The organism is Oleiphilus sp. HI0125 (genome assembly GCF_001635355.1).
Map to the genome: position 1 here is coordinate 19,330 of NZ_LWGF01000868.1, position 24,759 is coordinate 44,088.

A 24,759-nucleotide genomic window follows, 5' to 3' on the forward strand; every position below is an offset into this window, starting at 1 on the left:
TTCTTGCAAGTCTCTTTAAACTTCATTTCGAACTTAAGGCAAACGCCAATTTACTTTTAACACTGTCGTTAAATTCAAGAGGAAAATGACATGGCTCTAATCAACACAAAAATCAAACCATTCGTAGCGCAATCTTTTAAGAACGGTGAGTTCGTAGAAGTGAGCGACAAGGATCTAGAAGGTAAATGGTCTGTCTTCTTTTTCTACCCAGCAGACTTTACTTTCGTTTGCCCAACAGAGCTTGGTGACGTTGCAGACAAATACGAAGAGCTTCAGTCTCGCGGTGTAGAAGTTTACTCAGTATCAACTGACACGCACTTCACGCACAAAGCATGGCACGATTCTTCAGACACAATCGGCAAGATTCAATACCACATGCTTGGCGACCCAACAGGTCAAATCACGCGCAACTTTGAAGTAATGCGTGAAGATCAGGGTCTTGCAGATCGCGGTACATTCATCGTTGACCCAGATGGCGTTATCCAAGCAATGGAAATTACAGCGGAAGGTATTGGCCGTGACGCAGAAGACCTACTTCGCAAGGTGAAAGCAGCACAGTACGTTCGTAACAACCCAGGTCAGGTTTGCCCAGCCGCATGGAAAGAAGGTGAAGAGACGCTAGCTCCATCATTAGATTTAGTAGGCAAAATCTAATTTTTGGATTAGTTACTGCTGCGATTGCTAAGGCGGTGTTAAAGCGTGTTTCGGAATGCTCACTTACTATTAGTAAGCTCCGCTTCCTTAACACGCTCTGCCTAGACTTAGCTGATCTCGCGACGTAATTAATCTCAAAAATGTAGTCGGCTATTGCGATTGTTAGAGCTTTGTTGAAGTCCACCCCTCAATGCTCACTTACCAGACAGTAAGCTGCGCTTTCTCGGTGAACTTCGCCTCGCTCTAACTGCTCTCATCACGCCGCTAGCGGTTTGCCAGATAAAGAATCGTTCAATGGTCTAAAGGTGCAATATACACTTTCACATAGAGTTTAGAACGAAGGGCCTTTCCCGTCGATCGCTTCAGCGATCCGGGTCGCCTTTGGGGTGTTGGGGGCTTTGGCGAAACAAAGACCTTGACCTGCTGTCGGCCAGCGCCGATAAGAAAAGAAGAGTCAAGACTAGAAATTATCTTCAAATCTCTTCGGATCAGAATACTAAGTCCCGAATCAACAGCGGGCTGAACAAAATCAAAAACCACTTTAGAAACATACAGGTGAGCATCATGCTATCTCAAGACATTCTACAGGCAATTAAACAGTACACAGCCTCAATGCAGGCGCCGCTTACTTTCGTTCTTCAAAGTGGCGAACATGAAAAACGTGAGGAGCTGAAAAAGTTTCTTGCTGATATTGCAGGCACCAATGATCTTCTTTCGCTAGAAGAACGTGCCACAGGTTTACGTAGTCCGATCAGCTTCTACATTGAAGTTGATGGCAAAGACACAGGTGTCCAGTTCTCAGGTATCCCAAGTGGTCACGAATTTAATTCACTTATCTTAGCGGTGCTTCAGGCGACTGGCACACCTTTAAAGTTAGATGAGTCTTTGCAAAAAATGGTGGGGCGCGTTGGTGAAAAGTTACACTTTGAAGTGTTCATCGGTTTGAGCTGCCACAACTGCCCAGATGTCGTTCAGGCTCTGAATCAATTTGCTTTGCTTAACGACAATATCTCGAGCGAAATGATCGATGGAGGCTTGTTCCAAGATATCATCAAAGAACGCGACATTCAGGGCGTCCCAGCTGTTTATGTCAATGGCGAATTATTCGCGAATGGTAAAGTTGATGCCGCACAGTTGATCGAGAAATTGATGGAGCGCGATGCAAGTATCGCCCAGTCAGATGAGTCTGACGCACTGCCTTTGCAAGACGTGACTGTTATCGGTGGTGGTCCAGCAGGTGTTGCTTCAGCGATTTATAGTGCGCGCAAAGGTTTGAAAGTAACGCTGATTGCTGAGCGATTAGGTGGCCAAGTGAAAGACACAATGGGCATCGAAAACCTCATTTCAGTATCGAGTACAACCGGTCCTGAACTAACAGGAAACTTAATCAATCACATGAATGATTACGACATTACGGTGAAAGAGCACTTGCGTGTGAGCGAAGTGATCGATGAAGAGATCAAAACCGTGGTCTTGTCATCAGGTGAGCGTATCGATACCAAGACCTTGATTGTCGCAACAGGGGCGAAGTGGAGAGAGCTAAACGTTCCTGGTGAGAAAGAAAATATCGGTAATGGCGTGGCGTACTGTCCACATTGTGATGGCCCATTCTTCAAAGGGAAAGATGTTGCTGTTGTTGGTGGTGGTAATTCTGGAATCGAAGCGGCACTCGATTTGGCTGGTATCGTGAAGAGTGTGACGGTGCTTGAATTTGCAGATACCTTGCGAGCGGACCAAGTACTGGTAGATCAAGCGCAAGCGCGTGACAACATTACGATTATCAAGAGTGCTGCAACGCAAGAAGTCACTGCGGCGAATGGTAAGGTCAACGGTATGAAATATCTTGATCGTGACACCAACGAAGTGAAAGATGTTGCAGTCGATGGAGTGTTTGTACAGATTGGTTTGGTGCCTAACAGCGCATTTATCAAAGATGTGATCGAAACAAGCCAATATGGTGAGATCGTTATTGATGAAAAGTGCCACACATCAAGCAAAGGCATTTATGCAGCGGGCGATGTGAGTACGGTTCCTTACAAGCAGATTGTGATCGCGATGGGCGAGGGCTCGAAGGCATCATTGAGTGCATTTGAATACTTGCTTGCAAACTCTCAGAGACTTGAGGAACTTTACGAAGCGCAGAAGTCTGACCAAGCGCAAGCTGCGTAAGAAATCCTTACCTTAAATAAGAGTACAATCTGCGGGTCAGATTAAGTTTACTCTGACCCTTTTTTATATGTCTAGAAATAGAAAGAAATAACTATGGAACTCCGCTCAGATTTTTCAGACCGTTTTGTTGTCGCGCCACAAGATTATCATTGGGTTGATTCACCTATGCCCGGTGTCGAGCGCATGATGCTGGACCGTATTGGTGATGAAGTCGCGCGAGCAACATCGATTGTGCGATACGAAGCGAATAGTGAATTCTCCCCGCATACCCATACGGGTGGCGAAGAGTTTTTTGTATTAGACGGTGTGTTTGAAGACGAACATGGTCAGTACCCATCAGGTACCTATGCCCGCAATCCAATTGGTACGGCGCATCAACCCAAAATTGGCGATCAAGGTGCGACGATCTTTGTAAAGCTTCAGCAGTTTGATCAGCGAGATACGTGGCAATTTAGTATCGATACAACTTCAACTGCTTGGTTACCCGGCTTAGTTGAAGGTCTCTCTGTCATGCCCCTGCATGAGTTTGAAGGGGAACATGTCGCACTAGTGCGCTGGGCTCCCAATACTATTTTTAATCCACATAGACATTGGGGCGGGGAGGAAATTTTTGTTCTCGAAGGTACTTTCTATGATGAGCATGGTGAATACCCGAAAGGAACATGGATTCGTTCACCACATATGAGCCAGCATCACCCCTTCACAAAAGAAGATGGTTGCACCATTTATGTCAAAACAGGTCATCTGCCAATCTAAGTTGAGCCTTAAGTTTGGGGGCAGAGTAAAAGTACTTTGCCCCTAATATTTGATCTCCAAACGCTAAGAAGCCTATTAACTTGGTGAAATAGTGCTCAGTTTCGCTACGTTTATATCTTTCGAACTAGTAATGTTTCTCTGAATAGGTATTATGTAACCGTATGTAACTAACATAATGTTTCATGGACGATAGTTCGGAGCTAAAAATGACAAAAGTAGTATTAGCGAGCGCTTTATTGGCAGCGAGTGTATCTGCACAAGCAGGTTTGATTACAACTGTTGAAGCCGAAAATCAATTTGTAAGTACAGTATCTGATAGCCTAGATATCATTGATTTTGACGAAGGCAATGTAGGTAACATCTCTGGAGACTACACAGTCTACTCAACGCCAAGTGGCACAAATCAAAGTGCGCCTCCTTTTGGCATTACCAGTGAATATTTGAGTGTTCCAAACCCTAACCAAAATGGTTCAGCAACTATGTTGCTTGACGAAACTTACAACTTTTTCGGTTTGTTTTGGGGATCGGTTGATGACTACAACAGCATTACGTTCTACAACGGTGATGTGAGCGACGATAACAACATCGTAGCGTCGGTCTCTGGTGATCAGATTGATGATCTACTTGCAGACGGAAACCAAGTTAGCTGGACTTCTAACCGCTTCGTAAACTTCTTCTTTACTGATGGTGATGTGTTCGACCGTTATGTACTAACTAGTAATGGTTATGCGTTTGAGTCTGACAACCATTCATACGGAAATGTTTCAGTTTCTGTATCTGAGCCAGCAACGCTTGCATTGTTCGGTTTAGGTTTGGCTGCGTTAGGATTTGCACGTCGTAAGGCATAAGTCTTTCTTCGATCGCGTTCCAAATTAAAAAAACCACAACTTCGGTTGTGGTTTTTTTATGCCTGAAATAAATAGAACTGTTTGAAGAGTTTTGCTTTTGAAATTGATCTAAACGACTACCCTCAATGTATTTCTATGGATATTTAAATCTGATATCCACTAAGTAGGAAGCCATGTCATCAAAGGGTGCTGTTATATGTTGGTTTCGGCGTGATCTACGCTTGCGTGATAACCCCGCTCTGACGCGAGCTTGCGCACTTGCAAGCGCAGAAAATTTACGCATTATTCCTCTTTTTATTCTTGATGATGGTGACGCTGGCGATTTTGCAACAGGCGGCGCGAGCCGCTGGTGGCTGCATCATTCTCTAGTAAGCTTGCGCGATAATCTGAATGGCCAATTATTGTTGAGGTCTGGCGCTGCGAAGCAAGCTTTGAGTGCGCTCACCGAGGAACTTGATGTTAGAGCAATCTTTTGGAATCGCTGTTATGAGCCTTGGCAGATTGCCAGAGATACCGAGCTTAAAACACACTTTAAGTCCTCTGGTATAGACGTTCAAAGTTTTCAAGCGAGCCTGTTGTGGGAGCCATGGGATATTAAAAATAAGCAAGGATCTGCGTACAAGGTGTTTACGCCCTATTATCGAAAAGGTTGCTTGTTATCAAAGCAACCTCGCTTACCCAAGGCAGCCCCTGATCTCTCAGATTGCGCTCTTCCCGAGGGACTTCAACAAAATACAATTGATGAGCTGGGTCTATTGCCAAGCATTCCTTGGTATGAACAGATGCAAAATGAATGGCAGCCTGGCGAGCAGGGGGCGTCAGATCGATTGACGCAATACATAGAGAGCGCAGCATTTGCCTATCGCGATCAAAGGAATATTCCGTCTGTCGTTGGGACCTCGCGGCTTAGCCCTTCTTTGCACTACGGTGAGCTGTCTCCGAATCAGGTTTGGTATGCCGTTAAACATGCATTCGAAGGTCGAGAGGATGATAAACATCTCGATACCTATTTAAGTGAGCTTGGTTGGCGTGAGTTTAGCTACTACCTCTTGTATCACTTTCCGCATATTCCGAGCGATAGTTTCAACGCCAAATTTGATGTGTTCACGTGGGAAAACGCTCCTGAAAAATTGCGTGCTTGGCAGACAGGTAACACGGGTATCCCGATTATCGATGCGGGTATGCGTGAGTTATGGCAAACGGGCTATATGCATAATCGCGTTCGCATGGTTGTTGGCTCATTCTTGGTGAAAAACCTACGCTGTGATTGGCGCTTAGGAGAAGCATGGTTTAGAGACTGTTTACTCGATGCTGATCTTGCAGCCAATGTTGCCAGTTGGCAGTGGGTGGCTGGTTCAGGCGCCGACGCAGCACCTTACTTTCGCATTTTTAATCCCGTATTACAGGGCGAAAAATTTGATAGTGATGGCGAATACGTCAAGAAATATTGTCCTGAACTTGCAGAGGTGCCTAAGAAGTTTATTCATAAGCCGTGGGAAGCACCGACCGACATCCTTAAAGATGCAGGTGTTTGGTTAGGTACTGACTACCCGCATCCAATTGTGGATCTCAAAGAGTCTCGTGAAGCGGCACTTGATGCATACGAAGTCGTAAAGGCCGCATCAAATGCCTGAGTCTTCGACGCAGACAGGAAAGCTTCGTTTAGTCCTCGCAGACCAACTGTCACGCCCGCTTGCTAGTTTGAGCGATATAGACAAACAAAATGATCTGATATTGATGGCAGAGGTGCGTACAGAGGTGTCTTATGTGAAACATCATAAGAAGAAAATTGCCTTCCTTTTCTCTGCCATGCGTCACTTTGCTAAGGAGCTTCAGAACGACGGCTATCGCGTGCGCTATGTGTCTTACGACGACCCTGACAATGCTGGTAGCCTTAAAGCGGAAGTCGAGCGAGCGATGTCAGAGCTAAGCTTTTCGCATGTCGTTGTGACATTTCCAGGTGAATGGCGTGTGCTCGACGATATGCAGAGCTGGCAGGCGGCGTTCGTCGCTTATAACGCGACTGTTGAGATTCGTGAAGACGACCGGTTTATTGCGAGTCTTGATGAGTTTAGGCATTGGGCTGATGGGAAAAAACAGCTCAGGATGGAGTATTTCTATCGTGAGCTGCGTAAGAAAACTTCTGTGCTTTTGCAAGATGGTGAACCGGAAGGAGGGAGATGGAATTACGATGCACAAAATCGTAAATCGCTTCCTAAAGGAACGAAGGTTCCAAACCCAACCATGTTTGAACCAGATGACATAACTACTCAAGTGTTAGAACTTGTTGGTACGGAGTTCGAGGATCATTTTGGTGAGCTTAGTAACTTCCATTATGCGGTTACACGTGAGCAAGCGCTTCAAGTTTTAAAGGGCTTCATTCAAGAACGTTTAGTTTTGTTTGGTGATTATCAGGACGCCATGCAACAAGACGAGCCTTGGATGTTCCATAGTCATATCAGCTTTTATCTTAATGCAGGTTTGCTGACCGCTCATGAGGTGATTACTCAAGTCGAACATGCCTATCGCGAATATAATTTTCCTCTAAATGCGGTAGAAGGCTTTATTCGTCAGGTGCTGGGCTGGCGTGAATACGTGCGAGGTTTGTATTGGCACGAAATGCCCAAATATGTTGATCAGAATTTTCTAAATGCTCAACGACATTTGCCGGACTTCTTTTGGACTGGCGACACGCAGATGAACTGTCTCTCACAATGTATTAATGAGACCAAACAGAATGCCTACGCGCACCATATTCAGCGCTTAATGGTGATTGGTAATTTTCTATTACTGACTGGGATAGAACCGAAGCAAGTGCAGGAATGGTTTTTACTAGTTTATGGTGATGCATACGAATGGGTAGAGCTGCCTAATGTAAATGGCATGATACTGTTTGCTGACGGTGGTGTTATGGCAAGTAAGCCTTATGCGGCGAGCGGTGCTTATATCAATAAGATGTCTAATTATTGCCAGTCATGCGCGTATAAAGTGAAAGATAAGAACGGCGAATCCGCCTGTCCGTTTAACTATCTTTACTGGGATTTCTTGGCGCGCAATCAAGACAAACTTCGCGGTAATCAGCGCTTATCTATGCCGTATCGAACCTTAGAGAAAATGGATGATGCGAAACGACAATTAATCGCAAGCGATGCCGAGAGTTTCTTTCACAAGCTAGAACGTAATGAAAAAGTCTGAGTTGCCTTCAAAGCTTTGTGTTATGTGTCAAAGGCCTTTCACTTGGCGTAAAAAGTGGGAGCGTGATTGGGAGCAGGTTAAGTACTGTTCGAAACGTTGCTCAAGCGAGGCGAAAAGACAAAAAAATAAGCCTAATACCGCGTCGATTTAGGCTTATTTATCGTCATGGCTGACTATTTCGCTGAGCGACGACGTGCTGCGCCTAGACCAAGTACGCCAAGGCCTAGTAGTGCAAGCGTAGCGGGCTCGCTAACTGCGTTGTAGCTGATTTTCTCAACATAGCTTGAGTGTGAACCCCAGCCTGTAGATGCGACTGCGTAGTACATGTAACCCATGTCAACGCCAGTTGTTAGGTAGTCGCGATCGATTGGTGCTTGTTGATAATGACCATTGCTAGCAGGCGAGAATACGCTGGTGTAGTCGATGCCATCAGCACTTGCGAAGATGTTGAACAATGCGTCGCCACCATCGTAAATGTTGTTATTGCGATCAGCCGTTACAAGATCTTTATGACTGCCGTTGAACCAAACAGTGTCAAGAATAGTGCTTGTATCAAATTCGAAGAATAAGACTTCATCTGAACCCGCATTATTCTGAAAGTTTGAATCTAGACCATCGCTAGAATTCAATGGGCTTGTTAAGCCAAGGCCGCCGTTTGCTGGATTTGTATCCCAGTAAACCTCACCCGCGAATGTATTAGTGGTTTTGCTGAAAGAGCCTGCATTGCCAAGGTTTAGACCATTGGTGTAGCCAGCTGTTACTTCAAAATCGCCAAAGTCGATGCTAGACACAAATTTAGTTTCAGTGTCGCTAGTGTCATCAAACACAAACATCGCAGCATTTGCGCTAGTGCTTAGTATGGTAGCCGCCGCAAGACCAAGCAATTTTTTATAGTTCATAGTGATTTCCTATTACGTCTTTTAATTTTTTATTCCCTGCTAAACAGCAGGATCTTAAATTAAGCATAATGTGTGCTGTTTTGATAAAAAAACTTGTTTAATAGGAGTTTAAAGGCTTCTATAAAAACTAATCGATTATTGATGTGTAAAGTAACTCGACGTTTGGCTTAGAGGTGTGATGTTTGTGCTTTGCGTTCTAGCCTGAAATCATGCGTGCTCGATCAGGAATGGTATGGCGCGAGAGAATACGAGCGGCTTCGTTTTGCACTTTAGGTGTTTTCTGATATGCCCATAAGATTTCCCTAGCGGCTTTCATACTCTGATCAAGATCGATAACCGGTTCAACGTAGTCTGCGCTGAGTGAGAAGTTGTACATCAAAGCTTCCATGTCAGTGATTAAACTTGGATCTTGCTGAAGAATGGTTGGAAGTCCTTTTAGTTCTGGAATCCACTTTTGGATAAATCGAGCCTCAGGATCTCGTTCCATGGCTTGTTTGACAGGGTTGTATAAGCGAATAGCGTTTATCCCCGTTACTCCAGCTTGCATTTGAATTTGGGGGTAATGAATGCCGGGTTCGAAATCAAGAAAGACGCTTGCAAGGTGGGCAGCGCCTAAACGCCAATCTAGATTGAGTTGATGTGATAGAAAGCTAATCAACATTGCACGCATGCGAAAATTCAAATACCCAGTGTTGATCAAGGCGCGCATACTCGCGTCAACTATCGGGAAGCCTGTATTGCCAGTTTTCCATGCTTCGAGCCGTCGATTTATTTCATGCGCATCGTGCTCGTAGGGATAGTGTTCATACCCTTTATTGACGGGGCGAAATTGCATGTCGTGCTCACTTTCAAATTTTTGGATGAAATGATCACGCCATTGCAGACGTGATTGCACACCGCTAATAGTGCGTCCCCATGCCCGCTGTGATCTATGCTGCTCTAAGTATTGAAATACCTGTTTTGAGCTAATGTTGCCCCACGCTAAAAAAGGCGAAAACCGACTACAAGACTGCATGCTCTCAAAGGGGCTAGAAAGGTTGAACGCGTAGTTTTGTCCCCGTCCAGATAGAAACGATTTTAAAGTATGCCACGCGTTTGATTCTCCACCATGTTGGAAATTGATATGCGGTGAGTTCCATTTATCGCTTCTCTCATCAACTTTCAGTGATTCGTCCAAATTAGAGAACGCATACCAATGAACATTTGAGAGTGATAGGCATACAGGCGCTTGATTGATTTGTTCATGCCATGATTCATACCAATGTTGTCGATGTGTAAGTCCTCGCTGAATACCTAATAACGGGACCTCAGACCAAATCACGTTATGTGCCATGCACCAATCGTTTACGGCCAGATCTCTGTCATAGGTGTTTTTTAAACCAACCTCTTGATGACTCCACAACTGAAACGAACCGAAGGACTTATGGATAGCTTGCAGCGCCGGAATGACTTCGCGTTGCAAACACAACACTCTGGCGCCAAATCCTTGTAGTGATTTATTGATCTCATTGACGCTTTCGCTGACAAAGCGCCAGTGACGTTCTGAATAGTGAGGGTCCTCAACAAGTTGCGGCTCGATTACATACAAAAGTAAAACAGGTCCTTGTTCGGCTGCGCGAGCCAAAGGCAAGTGATCTTGCAGGCGAAGATCGCGTTTCAACCAAACAACTTGAAGCATAAACCGATGTGTTAAAGCGGATGATGCAAAGATTTACCTGATAAACATCAGAATGGATTGATCTAGTTTGTGAATTGATCAGTAAAAAAAACTTTACGTTGTATACATAGTGTAACTTTACGTTGTATAGTTGTCGGCATTGTAAGGTGATAATCATGGTCTATACGTATGTCGAACCTAGAAAAATATGATGCGGTTATAATTGGAGCAGGGAATGGCGGGCTGACAGCTGCGGCGACTCTAGCGCGAGGTGGCGCGAAAACTTTGCTGCTTGAACGGCACAATATTCCTGGCGGTTGCGCGACCTCTTTTGTGCGAGGCGATTTTGAATTCGAAGTTGCCTTGCATCAATTGAGCGGTTTAGGGACAGAAAAAAATCCTTTCATCATGCGCAAGATTTTTAACGAATTAGGTGTGATGGACAAAGTGGAGTTTGTTGAAGAGCACCACCTCTATCGTATGACGATTAAAGATGAGTTCGATATTACCTTGCCTGCTAGTTGGAAAGGCATTCGAGAAGTTCTCATCGAAAATTTCCCCGATGAAGAACAAGGTATCAAAGATTACATGTTGCTCTGTGAGCGTGTTGTTCTTGAGAGCTTTATGGGTTTTAAAGCTGCGCTCAAGATGAATAGCGAAGACATGCTTATGAAAAACAGCAAGCATTATGCGGAGCATGGTTTGCGTTCTGCTAAATCTGTTTTGGATAAGCATTTTTCTGACGAGCAATTAAAAACTCTATTGGCTGCTTACTGGTGTTATTTGGGTCAAGCGCCAAGAAACATTAACTTTGTTGACCTCGCCATGATGCTTTATGCCTATGGCGTATTTAAACCATGGCACATTGAAGGTGGCTCACAAGCGCTTTCAAATGCCTTGCTTGAATCGTTCTTGGAAGCTGGCGGCGAAGTTCAGTTCAATGCGGCTGTTGATCAAATTATTACCGATAAATCGGGCGACAAGCCCAAGGTCATTGCTATTCGCACTGAACATGGTGACGTATACGAAACCGAACAAGTGATTTCAAACGCAAGTTCGGTCGTAACTTTTGTCGATTTGCTGGATACAGATGAGTTACCAGAAGGTATCTCTCAAGACTTCAAGTCTCGTGAAATCGGTACCTCAGCATTCTGCTTATACATTGGCTTAGATTGCCCGCCGGAAACCTTAGGCATCAAGAACGCCTCGACGTTTATGGGGACGACCATGGACGAGGATTTAATGGTTGAAACGATGGCGACATTGAATCCTCCTGTGGCGACTATGCTCACCTGCTATAACGTTGATGACCCAAGTTTTGCTCCTCCGGGTAAGAGCCAAGTGTCTTTGCTGTGTTTGCAGTATGGGAAGGTGTGGGATGACGTTCCGGTCGAAGACTATGCCGATACGAAGTATGCCTTTGCGGAACACCTTATCGAGCAAGCAGAAGAATTCTTCCCGGGCTTTCGCTCTCACATAGAAGAAATTGAAGTCGCTACGCCACTGACAATGCAGCGTTACTTGAACACTCCGGGCGGATCGATTTACGGTTTCATTCAAAACCCAGAAGACGGCGAGATTCATCGTCCTCGGTATGATCAAGTAGAAGGTTTACACATGGCAGGCTGCTGGCAGGGCATGGGTGGATTCCAACCTACGTATATGGTCGGCCAATCCACTGCAAAAGCAGTGTTGAAAAAGCTAAAAGCACAGCGTTTAGCTGAGCAAGATCAAACCCAGACTCAAGATGTGAAGGAGCCTGCCAATGTCTAACCAATATATTACTAACAAAGAACAATTATTGAGTAACTTGGTTGGTTATGTCGAGAGTCGAGAGTTAATCGCAGAGCGAGAGAAAATAGGCTCAGATTTTAGTGAAGATAAAGGTAAAAACACTGCTGAGATTGCAAAGCTTCATCCGAAGCGTTTGAACCTAGAAGTCACCGAGATCTTTCAAGAAACGCCATCGACGAAAACGTTTCGTGTTCGCAGCGCTAGGGGGGCATTGCCTCCATTTCAGGCCGGGCAATATATTAATTTGTTCGTGAACATCGATGGTGTCGAAACTGCGCGCCCGTATGCCATTTCTTCTTGTCCGACACATCGTGATTACTACGACCTCACCGTAAAAATTGTTAAAGGTGGTTTTGTTACTAACTACTTACTCAATGACGTTGAAGTGGGTCAGACATTTTCAGCGACGAGCCCTATCGGAACGTTCTATTACAACCCAATTATACATGGCAAAAAGCTTGTTTTCTTAGCGGGTGGTTCGGGCGGTGCGCCAGCGCGAGCAATGATCGAAAGCGTCTTAAGCCGTGGAGTAGATGCTGATTTTTATTTGGTTTACGGCAATAGCTTTGCAGAGGACGTAATATTCCAGGATACCTTTCGCGCGCTGGCTCAAAAGCACGAAAATTTCCATGTGACGGAAGTGATATCACGCCCAGAAGAAGGGTATGAAGGGTTAACGGGATATCTAACCGGCGAGCTTATCAATGAAGCGGTAAGCGGAGTTGATGAGGTCATGTTTTATGTCTGTGGCCCAACCCCGTTTAATGATTTTTGTAAATCGGAGCTTAAAGCTTTGGGTGTTGCTGATAAGCGTATTCGAATTGAATGCAATGGCCCGCCAAAGAACCCAAGTTCGATTCAAAACTGGCCAACCGAGGTGAGTGAAGAAGAGATGGTGACCGTGAAGGTGCGAGGCAAAGGTGAGTTCAAAGCACAAGTTGGCGAACCTTTGTTAAATAGCCTTGAGCGTAACGGTTATTTCGTTGAGAACGCTTGTCGCTCAGGTGAATGCAGTTTATGCCGTGTGAAATTGGTGGAAGGCGAAGTATTTAACCCGCCTGAAGCGAAGCTCAGAAAATCGGATGAAACGTTTGGTTGGGTGCACTCGTGCGTAGCGTTCCCAACCTCAGATATTGAAATCTTGTATTAGTTTTATAGCGAACGGTTTAGAGCGGGGATTTGATCTGGACTTGTGTCGATGTAGCAGCGAGATAATCTCGAATGCTCATCTTGTCAGGAATACTCAAATGGCCATCGATTAATAGGGTGGCTAGTCCGTGCACCATAGCCCATGCGCCTTGGGCGCGGACACTGTTGCTGACTTTGGTTTGAGGTGCTTTTGAAAAGGCATCGACTAACAGAGCATGAGGGCGTTTGCTGCTCTTGGATAGATCTTCTGACATTTCTGGTGCGATTTGCGTTTGGCTAAGCATCAACTTGTACAGAGCAGGGTTGTTGATTGCGTACTCAATGTATTGCGTACCGTAATCGAGAATCAGCGTTAACGGAGCTTGGCCAACATTGGCTTGCTCCATGCGCGCATGGAGTTGTTCAAAGCCTGATGCTGCGATCGCTTGAAATAACTCAGTCTTGTTTTTGAAGTGTGCGTAAGGGGCCATATGGCTGACACCCACTTCGCTGGCTAAGGATCGCAAAGACAGTGCTTCTGCCCCTCGCGTCGTCAGCAGATCTAAAGCGGCGTTGACGAGCGCAGTTTTAAGGTCGCCATGATGATAATTTTTCTCGCTGGCTTTGGGATTGCTTGAGTTGCTATGTGGAACTTCGTTACTCACGTGCTGTCTTTATGATTCGTTGTGAACTGAAAAAATAAAATGAGCCGCAAACATATCAGGTTCGTATACAGAGTTAAATGTTTGCAGTGCAGAACGATTGTCGCAACGGATAGCGTCGAGTTTCGTTCAACAAGCTTTCGTGCTGCTTCGAACATTCAGCGCGTAACACGAGAATAAACACAAATGAAAAAAGTGACGCTCAGCCATTACACCATTCAAGCACTTCGCGACGAAGGTGCTTCGCATGTGTTCATGATTCCAGGTGGATATGTCGATAATTTCTCTGAAGCTCTTGTGGATGTAGAAGGTATTGAAGCGGTTGTGTGTGCAAGTGAGGCTGGTGCTGCCTATATGGCAGACGGGTTTGCGCGGTCAGCCGGACGCTTTTCAATATGTATGGGAATCTCGGGTCCTGGTGCGAGCAACATGATCACGGGGCTGAGTGCTAGCCAAGCAGATCAAGTACCCGTACTTGCTATTACGGGCGACTCCCCCCTAGTTTGGCGCAATCGTCAATCGATTCAAGACCCTGGCGCGATGGGTTTAAAAACTACTCAGCTGTTATCACTCGTGAGTGATGTTCAAGAAGAAGCGGTCGATGCGTATGCGCTCGATAATCATATTAGAAATTTGATGCCCGTACTAAAAGGGCAGAAACAAGGTGTTGGGCATTTGTCCTTACCTCTTGATATCCAGTTAGAAGAAAAGCCCTTCACTTATAATGCATCGAGTGCTGAAAGCACTGATGGAACAGACTGCGATACAGCGGGATTAACACAGGCAATGCATTGTATCTCGCGATGCAAAAATGTTGTGATTCTGGCAGGTTCTGGTGTTCGTAAATCAGGCGCATTTAATCAGCTCCAAGCTTTTGCAGAAAATTATTCAATTCCCGTCGCTACGACGATGAGTGCGAAAGGCGACTTCCCTGAAGATCATCCGCTTTCTATGGGTGTTTTTGGCTGGGCAGGTTCGGCACTTGCTAATGAAACCTTAATGAGCAAAGAGATTGATTGCTTGATCGTGATCGGTTCTCGCTTGGGACAAATCAATACCATGAATTGGTCCCCAGCTTTAGCTGAAAAGCGCGCTTTGATTCAGATAGATATTGATGCTAGGCACCTTAATAAAACCTATCGTGCTGACCATGCGATTGTGTCCGATGCATGTCAGGCATTACGTTATATGGCCAGTGGTGATTGCTCTGCCCAGATTGTTCAACGACTGGATGCCAACAAGCATGCTCGTGAAGCATGGCTAGAAGCGAAGAAGCAGCTTTTACCTTCTTACTACGACAAAGCGACGCGCTCATCGAATGCTATTCCTTTGCATCCTGCGCGTGCGATTGCGGAGTTATCGAAGATCGCACCTGAGAACACTCAGTTATTTGTTGATAACGGCGCGCATACTTTTTTTGCGACACATCATTGGCAGATAATCCGCCCACATCAGTACTTCAATATCATTAAATATTCAGGCGCGATGGGTTGGGCAATTGCAGCAAGTATCGGAGCGAAAATAGCTCGACCAGATCAAACATGCATTGCTGTCGTTGGAGATGGTTGTATGCTCATGCAAGGCATTGAAATTCAAACAGCGGCGCGATACAACTTACGCGGTATGATATTTGTGGTGCTCAACAATAAGGCGCATGGCAACCCTAAACTACGGACAGAAGGGTTTACGGAAGAGGCGGGCGCTTTAACCGATATCGTTGATCATGATTGGGCAGGGTTTGCGCAATCTTTGGGCGTAAAAGGCATATCTGTCTCAGATCCGCATCAATTATCTGCTGTGTATGACGAAGCTATGCAGGCAGCGGGGCCTGTGCTGATTGACGTGAAATGCGGATTGTATCCAACACCGACGAAGGTATTTGATGAAACGTTTATGGAAGAATTTAATCGTTATATCGGTCGAGATAGCCGCACGCAAAAACTATTAGAAGAAGTGAATTATGACAGCTCAAAATCAGAACCTTCATTCAACTGAAGATCGTCGCGATGTGATCGCAAAACTTGAAGAACTTGCGCCAGACTTTGTGGGTATGATTTCCGACTTTGCTTTGGGCAAAGTCTATGACCGCCCTGTATTGGATGATCAGCTGAAAGAGGTTGTTGCGATTACAGCTTTAATTAGTTTGGGATCAGAGCGTTTGCAAGGTCATTTGGAGTCGGCATTGGCCAAATGTTTTAGTAAAGAACAATTAACCGAAGTGATTATGCTCTCGAGTATTTATATTGGATTTCCGCGCGCGATCGACGCCATGCTTGTGTTGCACTCACTCACCGATGAAGCCTAATAGCCAATACTTAAGACCTGATAGCTAATATCTTAAAGCAATACCTGATAAACAGTGCCTAATGCAAAGTTGCTCATCCCTGAGTGTGTAAATTCTCGGGTCGCTTGATACGTATCAACACTATAAAAATGCTCCTCGCATACAGTACTATGACTTGAGTCATGACGACGAAGAAAAATAAATCGAGGAGCGAGCCATGCCAATACATCATAACCAGGTCGAAGCCTGCGTCGACGATGTGATTTCTTCATTAAACAGCAATATCGCGATGGGCATACCCTTAGGTATTGGAAAGCCTGCGCAGTTTGTGAATGCGCTGTATGCGAGAGCGAAAGCTGATTCCTCTATTAATCTTCGTATTATTACTGCTTTATCGTTAGAGCGACCTAAGCCTTCTGCTGGCTTAGAATCTCGGTTCTTAGAACCCGTATTTGAGCGCTTGTTTGGGGGGTATGTAGAGCTTGATTACGTGCAGGATCTGAAGCGCCAGAAGATTCCAGACAATATCGAAATTTGCGAGTTCTTTCTTAAGTCCGGAAGCATGCTCGCGAATAACTATGCGCAGCAGCATTATATTTCGAGTAATTACACGCACGTTGCGCGCGATATGATTGATATGGGGGCGAACTTACTAGCGCAACAGGTATCGCAAGGCGTTTATCAAGACAAACCTTATTTGTCGCTAAGCAGCAACACCGATGTGACGGTTGACCTGCTACCTCTTATCGAACAAGAGAAAGCGAAAGGACGCAACATTAAGCTGGTCGCGCAAATAAATCAGAAACTTCCCTTCATGCTGAATGATGCTCTGATTGCGCCTCAGAATTTCGATTTTATCGTCGATAACGAAGCTTATTACACGCCTTTGTTTTCGCCGCCGAATATGCCTGTCACGCCCGTTGATTTCGCGGTTGGTATGCATGCGAGCACCTTGATTAAAGATGGAGGTACGCTGCAAATTGGTATTGGTTCGTTAGGTGACGCGATTGTTTACGCTTGTATGTTGCGTAACAACGACACTGAAAAATATCAGCAAGTATTGTCAGAGTTAGGTATTGCAGGTTATGCCCAACTTGTTGAAAAAATTGGTGACCTGACGCCCTTTAAAACCGGCTTATACGGTTCGAGTGAAATGTTTGTGAATGGCTTTTTGCATTTGATTCAGCAAGGCATTGTGAAGCGAAAAGTATACGAAGACGTTCACATTCAAAAACTCATTAACGAAAGACGTTTGACCGAAGAACTGAAGCCTGATCATCTCGATGCCTTGATTGAGGTAGGATTCTTTGGCGACATCATTCATGCGGGCGATGTTTCCCGCGCCAAGAGGTTTGGTATTTTCAATGAGCGTGTCGACTGGAGTGATGGACAAGTCACGCTAGACGATAGGCCAATTGGTGAGCGCGTCCGTGACACCGAATTGGTTGCACAGCTAAAAGCGGAAGGCTTAGGTAGACAATTAAAACAAGGCATCGTGATGCATGGCGGCTTCTTCCTTGGGCCGAAAGATTTTTACGAAGCACTGCATCAAATGAGTCAAGATGAGTTGTTAAGTATCTGCATGACAGGTGTTGGTCATGTGAATCAGCTCATGGTGAATGAAGAGTTAGTGGTTGAACAACGCAAACATGCGCGCTTCATCAACACGGGATTGATGGCCACGCTTAATGGCGCGGTCGTTTCTGATGGATTAGATAACGGCAAAATTGTTTCTGGGGTGGGCGGCCAATATAACTTTGTTTCAATGGCGCACGCCTTGCCTGATGCACGCTCGATATTGCTGATTCGTGCAACGCGAATGAGCAAAGGGGAAGTGAGTTCTAATATTGTCTTCAATTATGGGCACACGACAATTCCTCGTCATTTGAGAGATATCGTAATTACCGAATATGGCGTTGCAGATCTGCGTGGTAAAACGGATGCTCAAGTGATGAAGGCAATGCTGAATATTACTGATTCACGCTTTCAAGAAAGTCTATTAGAACAAGCAAAGGCAGCGGGTAAGATCGAATCCAGTTATCAGATACCAGCAGAATTTCAGGCGAATACACCAGAGTCAATCAATCAGGTGATCGAGAATTATCGTCTGAACGGCTTGTTCCCAGCATTTCCACTGGGGACTGATTTTACGGAGCAAGAACTTCAAATTGGCGCCTGTTTGAAGCAGCTAAAAGCGCTTCAGAGCGACAAAATGAAAATGTTTAAAACACTCTTCAAAGCCTTTACTGATGGCGATCACTCAGAACAAGCAAAGCCTTTCTTGGAACGTATGGCCTTAGTAGAAACTAGTAGCAAGAAAGAAGAAGTAGAAAAGAAACTGCTTATTCATGAATTGCTTGAAGCTGGCTTAATTTCTTAGCTTTCTGACATTTGCAGTAGAGCTGTGCTGTTCACCCAACAGAACAGCCGATATGGCTAGTTGAGAACGGATACACAATTCAAAAGAATCATGGCATTATGCGCGCCGTAACGAACTCGCTAAGGCGCAAAACGATGTCAGAGACACTACCTAACTGTCCGAGTTGCCAGTCTGAATACGTATATCAGGATCGATCTTTACTGATTTGTCCTGAATGCGGTTTAGAGTGGGACCCCAATCAAGTGGACGATGTTCCTGTTCTGAAAGATGCCGTCGGTAATGACCTCGTTGAAGGCGATAAAGTGACGCTCGTGAAAGACCTCAAAGTAAAAGGTACTTCAACAACCTTGAAGGTGGGCACCAAAGCCACGATCAAGCGTTTTGTTGATGGTGACCATGATATTGACTGCAAAGTGGAGGGCGCAGGCCCGATGATGCTCAAGTCGAAGTTTGTCAAAAAATCTAATTAAACCCCTCTAATAACATCAGATATCGAGAGAAAGATAACTATCTAGCGAGAATGTCTTCCAAGGAGTATTAAAGAATGTGGATTGAAAAACTCAAAGCGAAAATTCACCGTGCCACGGTAAAAGACGCCAACTTAAATTATGTTGGTAGTATCACTATTGACCCTTTATTGCTCGCAGCGAGTGGCATTGAAGAGCATGAGAAAGTGCAAGTTGTGAACATTAACAATGGCGCACGTTTTGAAACCTATGTGATCCTTGGCGAAGAAGGTTCTGGCCAGATTTGTTTGAATGGCGCATGTGCACGCCTTGCTCAAGTTGACGATAAGATTATCATCATCGCTTATTGTTATCTCGATGCATCTGAGAGTGCAGCGCATCAGCCAAAAGCTGTATTTGTTGATGACGATAATCAGATTACTAGCGTAGAGTAAGCGCCCCTGCGGGCCATCTTTACCTAGAACAAAAAGAATTGGGTGTTTAGATGTCGAAGCTTAGTTACAAACAGTTTTTAAATTCCGAAGAACTCAAAGAGTTCCGCAAGGCGAACGACTTGCATGCGCTTTGGATGTTTGCAGTCAATTGGGCCGTTATTGCTGCCTGTTTTGTAGTCTTTGCAGCAGAGGTTCATTGGTTATTTAAACTTGCTGCCTTATTTGTTTTAGGCGGCCGCCAGTTAGGCCTAGGCATCTTGATGCATGAGTGTGGTCACCAAGGTTTCTTTAGCAAGCTTTGGATGAATCGTTTCTTTGGGCATTGGTTTGCGGGGATGACCATGCTGGTACCCCTAGAGTTTTACCGCACTTACCATCTTATTCACCACTCCAAAACGGGTACGGATGACGACCCAGACGTCGGTAATATCAAACAATACCCAGTAACTGGGAGTAGCTTACGTCGCAAAATATTGCGCGATTTTACGGGTTTTTCTGGACTAAAAATGCTCTATGGTGTGTTGTTTTATGTCATGCCTAATCGTGCTGGTAATGCCGTTTCATTAGGGGTCAATCAAGATAGCGTTCAAAAAGGCGATGGTGTTACTTTGCGCAATTTTCGCGACGCAATTGTGCTGCATGGTCTCTGGATTGCTGTGTTTACGGCTTTGGGCCATCCAGCTTTGTATCTTATGTGGTGGGTTGGTTATATCTTTTTTTATCCGTTTGTTATTCGTGTCCGTCAGATCGCAGAACATGGTGCCATGCCTGCACTGGCCTCTGACGATGTTCGTGATACGACGCGTACAACAATTGTTTCTTTGTGGGAACGTGCTTTCTTTGCACCTAACTTTGTGAACTTCCACTGTGAGCATCATTTCTTGCCGAGCGTGCCGAGTTACAACTTACCTCGCTTGCATCATGTTTTGAAAGAGCGTGGCTTTTATCAAGACAAACCAGAATCCTGTGTTGATACGGGAGGGTATCGAGAGATACTTCGCATCGCTAGCGCGGCTTAGTAAATTCAAACGACGCAGTATTTTTCCCGCAGTATTTTGACTCATACAAAGCTTGGTCAGCCTTATTGATGATGCTCAACTCAGTGTCATCATGCTGACCAATCGTTCCTCCAATACTTATAGTCACTTTTTCGGGTAAACCGAAATCATTTTTTCTTACCTCGGATAAGAGTTTGTTTGCAATAACCCGGATATTGTCTTGATTGGTGTTGCTTGAAATGATGATAAATTCTTCACCACCCCATCGACCAGCAACATCAATCTCTCTGACGTTGTGCAATATTAGCTCTGATAACTCGCAGAGAATACGATCACCTTCTAGATGACCATGCGTATCATTGATGATTTTAAAATCATTGATATCTATAAAAAGTACTCCGAATGGCATGTGATCGCGTTTGAGTCGCTCAAGCTCAAGGTGTAGAAATTCTTTAATACGATAGCGATTCCAAAGGCCTGTTAGGGCATCTTTCCTGTATAACTCTTCTAGCTTTTTAGTACGTTTTCTAAATAAGCTTCGTTCGAGCTTTTTTCTAAATTTAAAATGGCGACTAGAAACAAGATGATCGAAAAGGCTGCAGCAAAGCTCTGCAATTGAATGAGACTTTCCCATGTTGTGGCCGCGACAAAAGGCCCTGAACCAGACCAAGTCGCGATGACCGCCAGCGAAAGTACAGCAACTTGTACTGTAAAAATAAGTCGCTGCCCATAGCGGAACAAAATGGCAACGAGAAATGGCACTAGCGCGAAGATTCCATAATCTAGGTGCCATTTTACTTGAAGCACATCAAATACCAGTGCGGCTAGCAGTAGGCTGTAGAGTGTTGCCCCTAGCAGGGCAAGCTTTGCAGAAGTATTGAAACGTGGTTCTGCGTATAACCAAGACAATACGAAAGGCGTAAATATTAAAACGCCCACGCTATCGCCCATAAACCATGTTAGCAACACTTCTGCATATGTTTCGCTACTTATGTGGTTGAAGAGCTATAAACCAGAGCTACCAAACAGGGCGCTCGCAAATGGGCCGAGTATCGCACCGTAGAATAAGTAATAGGCAAGTGTGCGTTGCGAGGCGAGGATTTCTTCGCTTCTTGCAAAATGTCTTATTAACTCCGCGGCCACAACAATGCTGATGACATCGCCCAAACCATTCATCGACGCAGAGGCAATCGCATTAAATATGGTAGAGAATGATTTAGTGGAAAAATAAGCCCAAATGTTTCCTAAAAACGCACCTAAGAAAACGCCTGGCCATATGTGGGGGCCGTATCGTAAGGCTACTGCCATCAGCACGCCAGAAGGTATCCAAACGGGCGTTACATTGGAGGGCTCAATAGCGAATGTTTGTCCTAGTCGTGCAAAAACAACGTAGATGGTAGCGATGACGAGAACTTCGGATAAACGAATGTCTCGAAGCCAAGCTTTAGAAATTATGCCGGAAGAAGCATGAGCATCTTGCAGAGAACTGGTCACTATTTTAAGCACGAAAGTTATATCAATTAAATTGTTGCTAACTTTCTAATCTATTGGAGCAGTGCCCCTTTGATTGCTCAAGTGAATAACATGCTTTGCTTGAGTTAGGTCATTTGTCTAAAAAATAATCAGCCTTAAGCCTTGATATTAGAGGTTAGTTTTTTGGTCACTCCTGGCCCTGCAAGCGCATCGATGTCTCTTGCGTGAATGTCGTCGCCACAACAATCGCACACAAATTTTGGTTGAGTGATCTCTCCGCATGATTTATGTCGATAAATAACGGGCGCTCCGTCTTCGTCTGAAAGCCACTTATCTCCCCAGAGCGCAACGCTCATCAGAATGGGATAGAGCTCTAAGCCTTTGTCGGTTAAACGGTATTCGAATCGCTTTGCAGAGTCATCGTAAGGAACTTTGGTGAGTATGCCTTCATCAACGAGTCTTGTAAGTCGATCAGATAAGCGGTGTTTGGTGATGCCTAAGGACTTTTGAAAATCTGAAAAACGCCTAACTCGACGGAAGCACTCGCGAATAATTAGCAGCGTCCAGCGGTCGCCAAAAATAGCTAGACCACGAGCCATAGAACAGTTTTGCGAATCGACGTCTTCCCACTTCATAGATGCTTCTCTTAGTGAAATCAGAGTATTAATTGTTCAATTTCGTAAATTATAGGTTGAAAAGTTCCATTTTAGAACCTATATTGTGAGTCAAGGTTCCAATATGGAACTATATGAAGGCTAATGCCTTGCAGTTGTAGACGCAGTATCAATATTACATTGCGCAAAGTTAGTGAAACTTATTGATTAAATGAGGTAACTGCGATGAGTTTATTTAGTTTGATTTTGAGATTTTTTGATCAGGACTTTACCTTGAATGCATCGGATCTAGATCTCAATGAGCATGATATGGATGAATTGATGCTATAAGGTTAGATGTTTATGAGTTCAGTAGTTCGGGCGTACATACAACCCTGAGTGCGCCCGCTTTTTTATTTGTGTTCCCATCCTTCAACTATCTTCGTACTATTCTTTTCTTCCTAATCGTCTCTAAGCAAATTTTTATATGGCAAACCAAAAAGCACCGAAGAAGTCATTGAGTGTCTTACTTAAATTATGGGCCTTTATGCGTCCCTACAAGTGGACATTAGTTGGTGCCAGTATCGCGTTAATTTTTACCGCAGCGATTACCTTATCAATAGGGCAGGGTGTGCGCCTATTGGTCGATGATGGCTTGGTGGCTAACTCTCTAGATGGTTTGTCCGATACCGTGCAGCTTGTATTTTTGCTATCGCTATTGATGGCTGTTGGTACCTATGCGCGATTTTATTTGGTCTCTTGGTTAGGGGAGCGCGTGACAGCAGATTTGCGATCTGCTGTATTTTCACACTTAGTATCATTACATCCGTCCTATTTTGAAGAGAATCGTAGTGGCGAGATCATGTCTCGTCTCACGACTGATACCAGTTTGCTGCAAAATATTATTGGCTCTTCTTTTTCGATGGCGCTGCGCAGCGCACTCACTTTTGTTGGCTCACTTATTCTGTTGCTCTATACCAACTTGAAGTTGAGCTTGTTGGTGTTGGTTGGTGTGCCACTTGTTTTGCTACCTATTCTGATGTTTGGCAGACGTGTTCGAAAATTGTCGCGTGCTAGCCAAGATTCGATTGCAGACGTTGGCTCTTATGCAGGTGAGATTGTACGCAACATAAAAACGGTGCAGGGTTTTACGCGTGAAAATTATGAGCGTGCGGCCTTTGATAAAGAAGTCGAACTCGCTTTTTCCGTCGCGCGAAAACGTATTCGTCAGCGAGCGCTTCTGATTGCGACAGTGATACTGCTGGTGTTTGTAGCGATAAGTTCTCTGATATGGGTTGGCGGCAGTGACATGCTGGCCGGTGCGATGACCGGTGGTGAATTGGCAGCTTTTATTTTTTATGCCTTGATGATGGCCGGTGCTGTGGCGACGATCTCCGAGGTATATGGTGAATTGCAACGCGCCGTTGGTGCGACAGAGCGCCTTTTGGAGTTGCTGTCTGTGGAGTCGCTTATTCCTTATCAGTCGGGTACTGATATGTTTCCGGCGAGTAATGCTTCAGTGATTCAATTTGATGGCGTTACTTTTTCATACCCCGCTAGACCTCAAGTAAAAGCTTTAGATCAAGTCAGCTTTAGTATTCGAGAAGGGGAGCGCGTGGCGCTAGTTGGGCCATCTGGTGCTGGTAAATCAACAATATTTGAGTTGCTGCAGCGCTTTTACGATATTAATGAAGGCTGCGTGTCAGTATTTGGGCAATCTGTTCACGATGTGTCTACTGAGGCGCTGCGTAAGCGACTAGGGATTGTTTCGCAGCAGCCTGTGATGTTCTCTTCCACGATTAAGCATAATATTGCGTATGGCAACGAGGATGCCTCTCAAAAAGATATAGAAGCCGCAGCCCTAGCTGCGCATGCGCATGAATTTATCGAAGCATTGCCTAAAGGCTACGATAGCTATCTCGGTGAGCAAGGCACTCGCTTATCGGGTGGTCAAAAGCAGCGTGTTGCGATTGCGCGCGCCGTACTGAAAGATCCGGATATTCTTTTGTTAGATGAGGCGACAAGTGCGCTTGATTCTGAAAGCGAATATCACGTTCAGCAAGCGATTGATGAGTTAACCGAAAATCGCACGACCTTAATTATTGCGCACCGACTTTCAACGATTAAACATGTCGATCGGATACTGGTTTTTGATCAAGGCCAGATTGTTGCACAAGGCACGCATGATCAATTACTCGCCTCTTCAGAGCTATATTCGCGCTTGGCCAAGCTTCAGTTTATGGACGCCTAATCGCCCGATTTGCATTTGTTCACTCTCACGATTCACTAAGCCATTTCTGACTTAATTTGTATCAAATTTAGCCATTTCTGACTTGATTTGTATCAAATTTAGCCATTTCTACTATGC

21 protein-coding genes and 1 pseudogene are annotated in these 24,759 nt (G+C 44.9%); 16 read left to right on the top strand and 6 right to left on the bottom strand.

What is annotated here, in order from left to right; genetic code table 11:
- Positions 1-90: 90 nt before the first annotated feature.
- The 7 genes from ahpC (at position 91) to A3762_RS25995 (ending at position 7,773) form a co-directional block, all read left to right on the top strand.
- Positions 91-654, top strand: coding sequence for an alkyl hydroperoxide reductase subunit C (gene ahpC / locus A3762_RS14315; protein WP_068756191.1), 564 nt, complete (start codon positions 91-93; stop codon positions 652-654).
- Between the two features lie 564 nt (positions 655-1,218).
- Positions 1,219-2,823, top strand: coding sequence for an alkyl hydroperoxide reductase subunit F (ahpF, locus tag A3762_RS14320; protein ID WP_068477917.1), 1,605 nt, complete (start codon positions 1,219-1,221; stop codon positions 2,821-2,823).
- A gap of 93 nt (positions 2,824-2,916) precedes the next feature.
- Positions 2,917-3,579: a cupin domain-containing protein gene (locus A3762_RS14325; RefSeq protein WP_197469271.1), complete on the top strand. Its 663-nt coding sequence runs from the start codon at positions 2,917-2,919 to the stop codon at positions 3,577-3,579.
- Positions 3,580-3,785: 206 nt separating this feature from the next.
- Complete coding sequence (locus A3762_RS14330; protein ID WP_197469272.1) at positions 3,786-4,427, top strand: PEP-CTERM sorting domain-containing protein; 642 nt, start codon at positions 3,786-3,788, stop codon at positions 4,425-4,427.
- A gap of 173 nt (positions 4,428-4,600) precedes the next feature.
- Positions 4,601-6,061 carry a deoxyribodipyrimidine photo-lyase gene (locus tag A3762_RS14335; protein ID WP_068756197.1) on the top strand — a complete coding sequence of 487 codons (1,461 nt, stop codon included), beginning with the start codon at positions 4,601-4,603 and terminating at the stop codon, positions 6,059-6,061.
- Complete coding sequence (locus A3762_RS14340; protein WP_068756199.1) at positions 6,054-7,622, top strand: cryptochrome/photolyase family protein; 1,569 nt, start codon at positions 6,054-6,056, stop codon at positions 7,620-7,622. The genes A3762_RS14335 and A3762_RS14340 overlap by 8 nt, the downstream gene beginning before the upstream one ends.
- A gap of 22 nt (positions 7,623-7,644) precedes the next feature.
- Positions 7,645-7,773 (top strand): DUF2256 domain-containing protein, encoded by a 129-nt coding sequence (locus A3762_RS25995; protein WP_231878817.1) that lies wholly within the window; start codon positions 7,645-7,647, stop codon positions 7,771-7,773.
- A gap of 22 nt (positions 7,774-7,795) precedes the next feature.
- Here the strand turns inward: A3762_RS25995 and A3762_RS14345 are convergent, their stop codons facing one another.
- Positions 7,796-8,521: a PEP-CTERM sorting domain-containing protein gene (locus tag A3762_RS14345; RefSeq protein ID WP_068756151.1), complete on the bottom strand. Its 726-nt coding sequence runs from the start codon at positions 8,519-8,521 to the stop codon at positions 7,796-7,798.
- A gap of 196 nt (positions 8,522-8,717) precedes the next feature.
- Positions 8,718-10,199 carry a cryptochrome/deoxyribodipyrimidine photo-lyase family protein gene (locus tag A3762_RS14350; protein ID WP_068756201.1) on the bottom strand — a complete coding sequence of 494 codons (1,482 nt, stop codon included), beginning with the start codon at positions 10,197-10,199 and terminating at the stop codon, positions 8,718-8,720.
- Positions 10,200-10,367: 168 nt separating this feature from the next.
- On the opposite strand from A3762_RS14350, the gene A3762_RS14355 reads away from it, so the two are divergent.
- Entirely contained in the window at positions 10,368-11,951 is a 1,584-nt protein-coding gene (locus tag A3762_RS14355; protein WP_068756202.1) for an NAD(P)/FAD-dependent oxidoreductase, read from the top strand.
- A complete protein-coding gene (locus A3762_RS14360; protein ID WP_068756205.1) occupies positions 11,944-13,122 on the top strand; it encodes an FAD-binding oxidoreductase in 1,179 nt (392 codons plus the stop codon). Before A3762_RS14355 ends, A3762_RS14360 begins: the two co-directional genes overlap by 8 nt.
- 16 nt (positions 13,123-13,138) lie before the next feature.
- On the opposite strand, the gene A3762_RS14365 is transcribed toward A3762_RS14360, so the two are convergent.
- Positions 13,139-13,765: a TetR/AcrR family transcriptional regulator gene (locus A3762_RS14365; RefSeq protein WP_068477951.1), complete on the bottom strand. Its 627-nt coding sequence runs from the start codon at positions 13,763-13,765 to the stop codon at positions 13,139-13,141.
- Positions 13,766-13,948: 183 nt separating this feature from the next.
- On the opposite strand from A3762_RS14365, the gene A3762_RS14370 reads away from it, so the two are divergent.
- The 6 genes from A3762_RS14370 (at position 13,949) to A3762_RS14395 (ending at position 20,346) form a co-directional block, all read left to right on the top strand.
- On the top strand, positions 13,949-15,757 hold the full coding sequence (locus A3762_RS14370; protein ID WP_068756207.1) for a thiamine pyrophosphate-binding protein: 1,809 nt from the start codon (positions 13,949-13,951) through the stop codon (positions 15,755-15,757).
- The gene (locus A3762_RS14375) at positions 15,723-16,067 is read left to right on the top strand and encodes a carboxymuconolactone decarboxylase family protein (RefSeq protein WP_068756141.1); all 345 of its coding nucleotides are present in this window, start codon (positions 15,723-15,725) and stop codon (positions 16,065-16,067) included. The genes A3762_RS14370 and A3762_RS14375 overlap by 35 nt, the downstream gene beginning before the upstream one ends.
- 196 nt (positions 16,068-16,263) lie before the next feature.
- Positions 16,264-18,426, top strand: a complete 2,163-nt coding sequence (locus A3762_RS14380) for an acetyl-CoA hydrolase/transferase C-terminal domain-containing protein (protein ID WP_068756209.1) — start codon at positions 16,264-16,266, stop codon at positions 18,424-18,426.
- Positions 18,427-18,560: 134 nt separating this feature from the next.
- Positions 18,561-18,896: a zinc ribbon domain-containing protein YjdM gene (locus tag A3762_RS14385; RefSeq protein ID WP_068756211.1), complete on the top strand. Its 336-nt coding sequence runs from the start codon at positions 18,561-18,563 to the stop codon at positions 18,894-18,896.
- 74 nt (positions 18,897-18,970) lie between these two features.
- Positions 18,971-19,327 carry an aspartate 1-decarboxylase gene (gene panD / locus A3762_RS14390; protein ID WP_068756213.1) on the top strand — a complete coding sequence of 119 codons (357 nt, stop codon included), beginning with the start codon at positions 18,971-18,973 and terminating at the stop codon, positions 19,325-19,327.
- A gap of 50 nt (positions 19,328-19,377) precedes the next feature.
- Positions 19,378-20,346: a fatty acid desaturase family protein gene (locus A3762_RS14395; protein ID WP_068756215.1), complete on the top strand. Its 969-nt coding sequence runs from the start codon at positions 19,378-19,380 to the stop codon at positions 20,344-20,346.
- Here A3762_RS14395 and A3762_RS27645 read toward each other — a convergent pair.
- The 3 genes and pseudogenes from A3762_RS27645 to A3762_RS14415 all read right to left on the bottom strand — a co-directional run bounded on the left by A3762_RS27645 (position 20,333) and on the right by A3762_RS14415 (position 22,433).
- On the bottom strand, positions 20,333-20,941 hold the full coding sequence (locus A3762_RS27645; protein WP_231878819.1) for a GGDEF domain-containing protein: 609 nt from the start codon (positions 20,939-20,941) through the stop codon (positions 20,333-20,335). The two genes, A3762_RS14395 and A3762_RS27645, sit on opposite strands and share 14 nt — an antisense overlap.
- Positions 20,833-21,831 (bottom strand): annotated as a pseudogene (locus A3762_RS28390) (MASE1 domain-containing protein). The gene A3762_RS27645 and the pseudogene A3762_RS28390 overlap by 109 nt, the downstream one beginning before the upstream one ends.
- A gap of 122 nt (positions 21,832-21,953) precedes the next feature.
- The gene (locus tag A3762_RS14415; protein WP_068756224.1) at positions 21,954-22,433 is read right to left on the bottom strand and encodes a helix-turn-helix domain-containing protein; all 480 of its coding nucleotides are present in this window, start codon (positions 22,431-22,433) and stop codon (positions 21,954-21,956) included.
- Positions 22,434-22,878: 445 nt separating this feature from the next.
- Here A3762_RS14415 and A3762_RS14420 point away from each other — a divergent pair, with 445 nt between their 5' ends.
- Entirely contained in the window at positions 22,879-24,642 is a 1,764-nt protein-coding gene (locus A3762_RS14420; protein WP_068756226.1) for an ABC transporter transmembrane domain-containing protein, read from the top strand.
- Positions 24,643-24,759 lie beyond the last annotated feature (117 nt).

What these genes read in the sequence shown, in the direction of transcription:
- ahpF (WP_068477917.1), top strand. Translation starts at nt 1,219, where the DNA reads ATGCTATCTCAAGACATTCTACAGGCAATTAAACAGTACACAGCCTCA.
- A3762_RS25995 (WP_231878817.1), top strand. Translation starts at nt 7,645, where the DNA reads ATGTGTCAAAGGCCTTTCACTTGGCGTAAAAAGTGGGAGCGTGATTGG.
- A3762_RS14350 (WP_068756201.1), bottom strand. Translation starts at nt 10,199, where the DNA reads ATGCTTCAAGTTGTTTGGTTGAAACGCGATCTTCGCCTGCAAGATCAC.
- A3762_RS14370 (WP_068756207.1), top strand. Translation starts at nt 13,949, where the DNA reads ATGAAAAAAGTGACGCTCAGCCATTACACCATTCAAGCACTTCGCGAC.
- A3762_RS14345 (WP_068756151.1), bottom strand. Translation starts at nt 8,521, where the DNA reads ATGAACTATAAAAAATTGCTTGGTCTTGCGGCGGCTACCATACTAAGC.
- A3762_RS14340 (WP_068756199.1), top strand. Translation starts at nt 6,054, where the DNA reads ATGCCTGAGTCTTCGACGCAGACAGGAAAGCTTCGTTTAGTCCTCGCA.
- A3762_RS14355 (WP_068756202.1), top strand. Translation starts at nt 10,368, where the DNA reads ATGTCGAACCTAGAAAAATATGATGCGGTTATAATTGGAGCAGGGAAT.
- A3762_RS14325 (WP_197469271.1), top strand. Translation starts at nt 2,917, where the DNA reads ATGGAACTCCGCTCAGATTTTTCAGACCGTTTTGTTGTCGCGCCACAA.
- A3762_RS14395 (WP_068756215.1), top strand. Translation starts at nt 19,378, where the DNA reads ATGTCGAAGCTTAGTTACAAACAGTTTTTAAATTCCGAAGAACTCAAA.
- A3762_RS14335 (WP_068756197.1), top strand. Translation starts at nt 4,601, where the DNA reads ATGTCATCAAAGGGTGCTGTTATATGTTGGTTTCGGCGTGATCTACGC.
- A3762_RS14385 (WP_068756211.1), top strand. Translation starts at nt 18,561, where the DNA reads ATGTCAGAGACACTACCTAACTGTCCGAGTTGCCAGTCTGAATACGTA.
- A3762_RS14420 (WP_068756226.1), top strand. Translation starts at nt 22,879, where the DNA reads ATGGCAAACCAAAAAGCACCGAAGAAGTCATTGAGTGTCTTACTTAAA.
- A3762_RS14415 (WP_068756224.1), bottom strand. Translation starts at nt 22,433, where the DNA reads ATGAAGTGGGAAGACGTCGATTCGCAAAACTGTTCTATGGCTCGTGGT.
- A3762_RS14360 (WP_068756205.1), top strand. Translation starts at nt 11,944, where the DNA reads ATGTCTAACCAATATATTACTAACAAAGAACAATTATTGAGTAACTTG.
- panD (WP_068756213.1), top strand. Translation starts at nt 18,971, where the DNA reads ATGTGGATTGAAAAACTCAAAGCGAAAATTCACCGTGCCACGGTAAAA.
- A3762_RS14330 (WP_197469272.1), top strand. Translation starts at nt 3,786, where the DNA reads ATGACAAAAGTAGTATTAGCGAGCGCTTTATTGGCAGCGAGTGTATCT.
- A3762_RS14380 (WP_068756209.1), top strand. Translation starts at nt 16,264, where the DNA reads ATGCCAATACATCATAACCAGGTCGAAGCCTGCGTCGACGATGTGATT.
- ahpC (WP_068756191.1), top strand. Translation starts at nt 91, where the DNA reads ATGGCTCTAATCAACACAAAAATCAAACCATTCGTAGCGCAATCTTTT.
- A3762_RS14375 (WP_068756141.1), top strand. Translation starts at nt 15,723, where the DNA reads ATGACAGCTCAAAATCAGAACCTTCATTCAACTGAAGATCGTCGCGAT.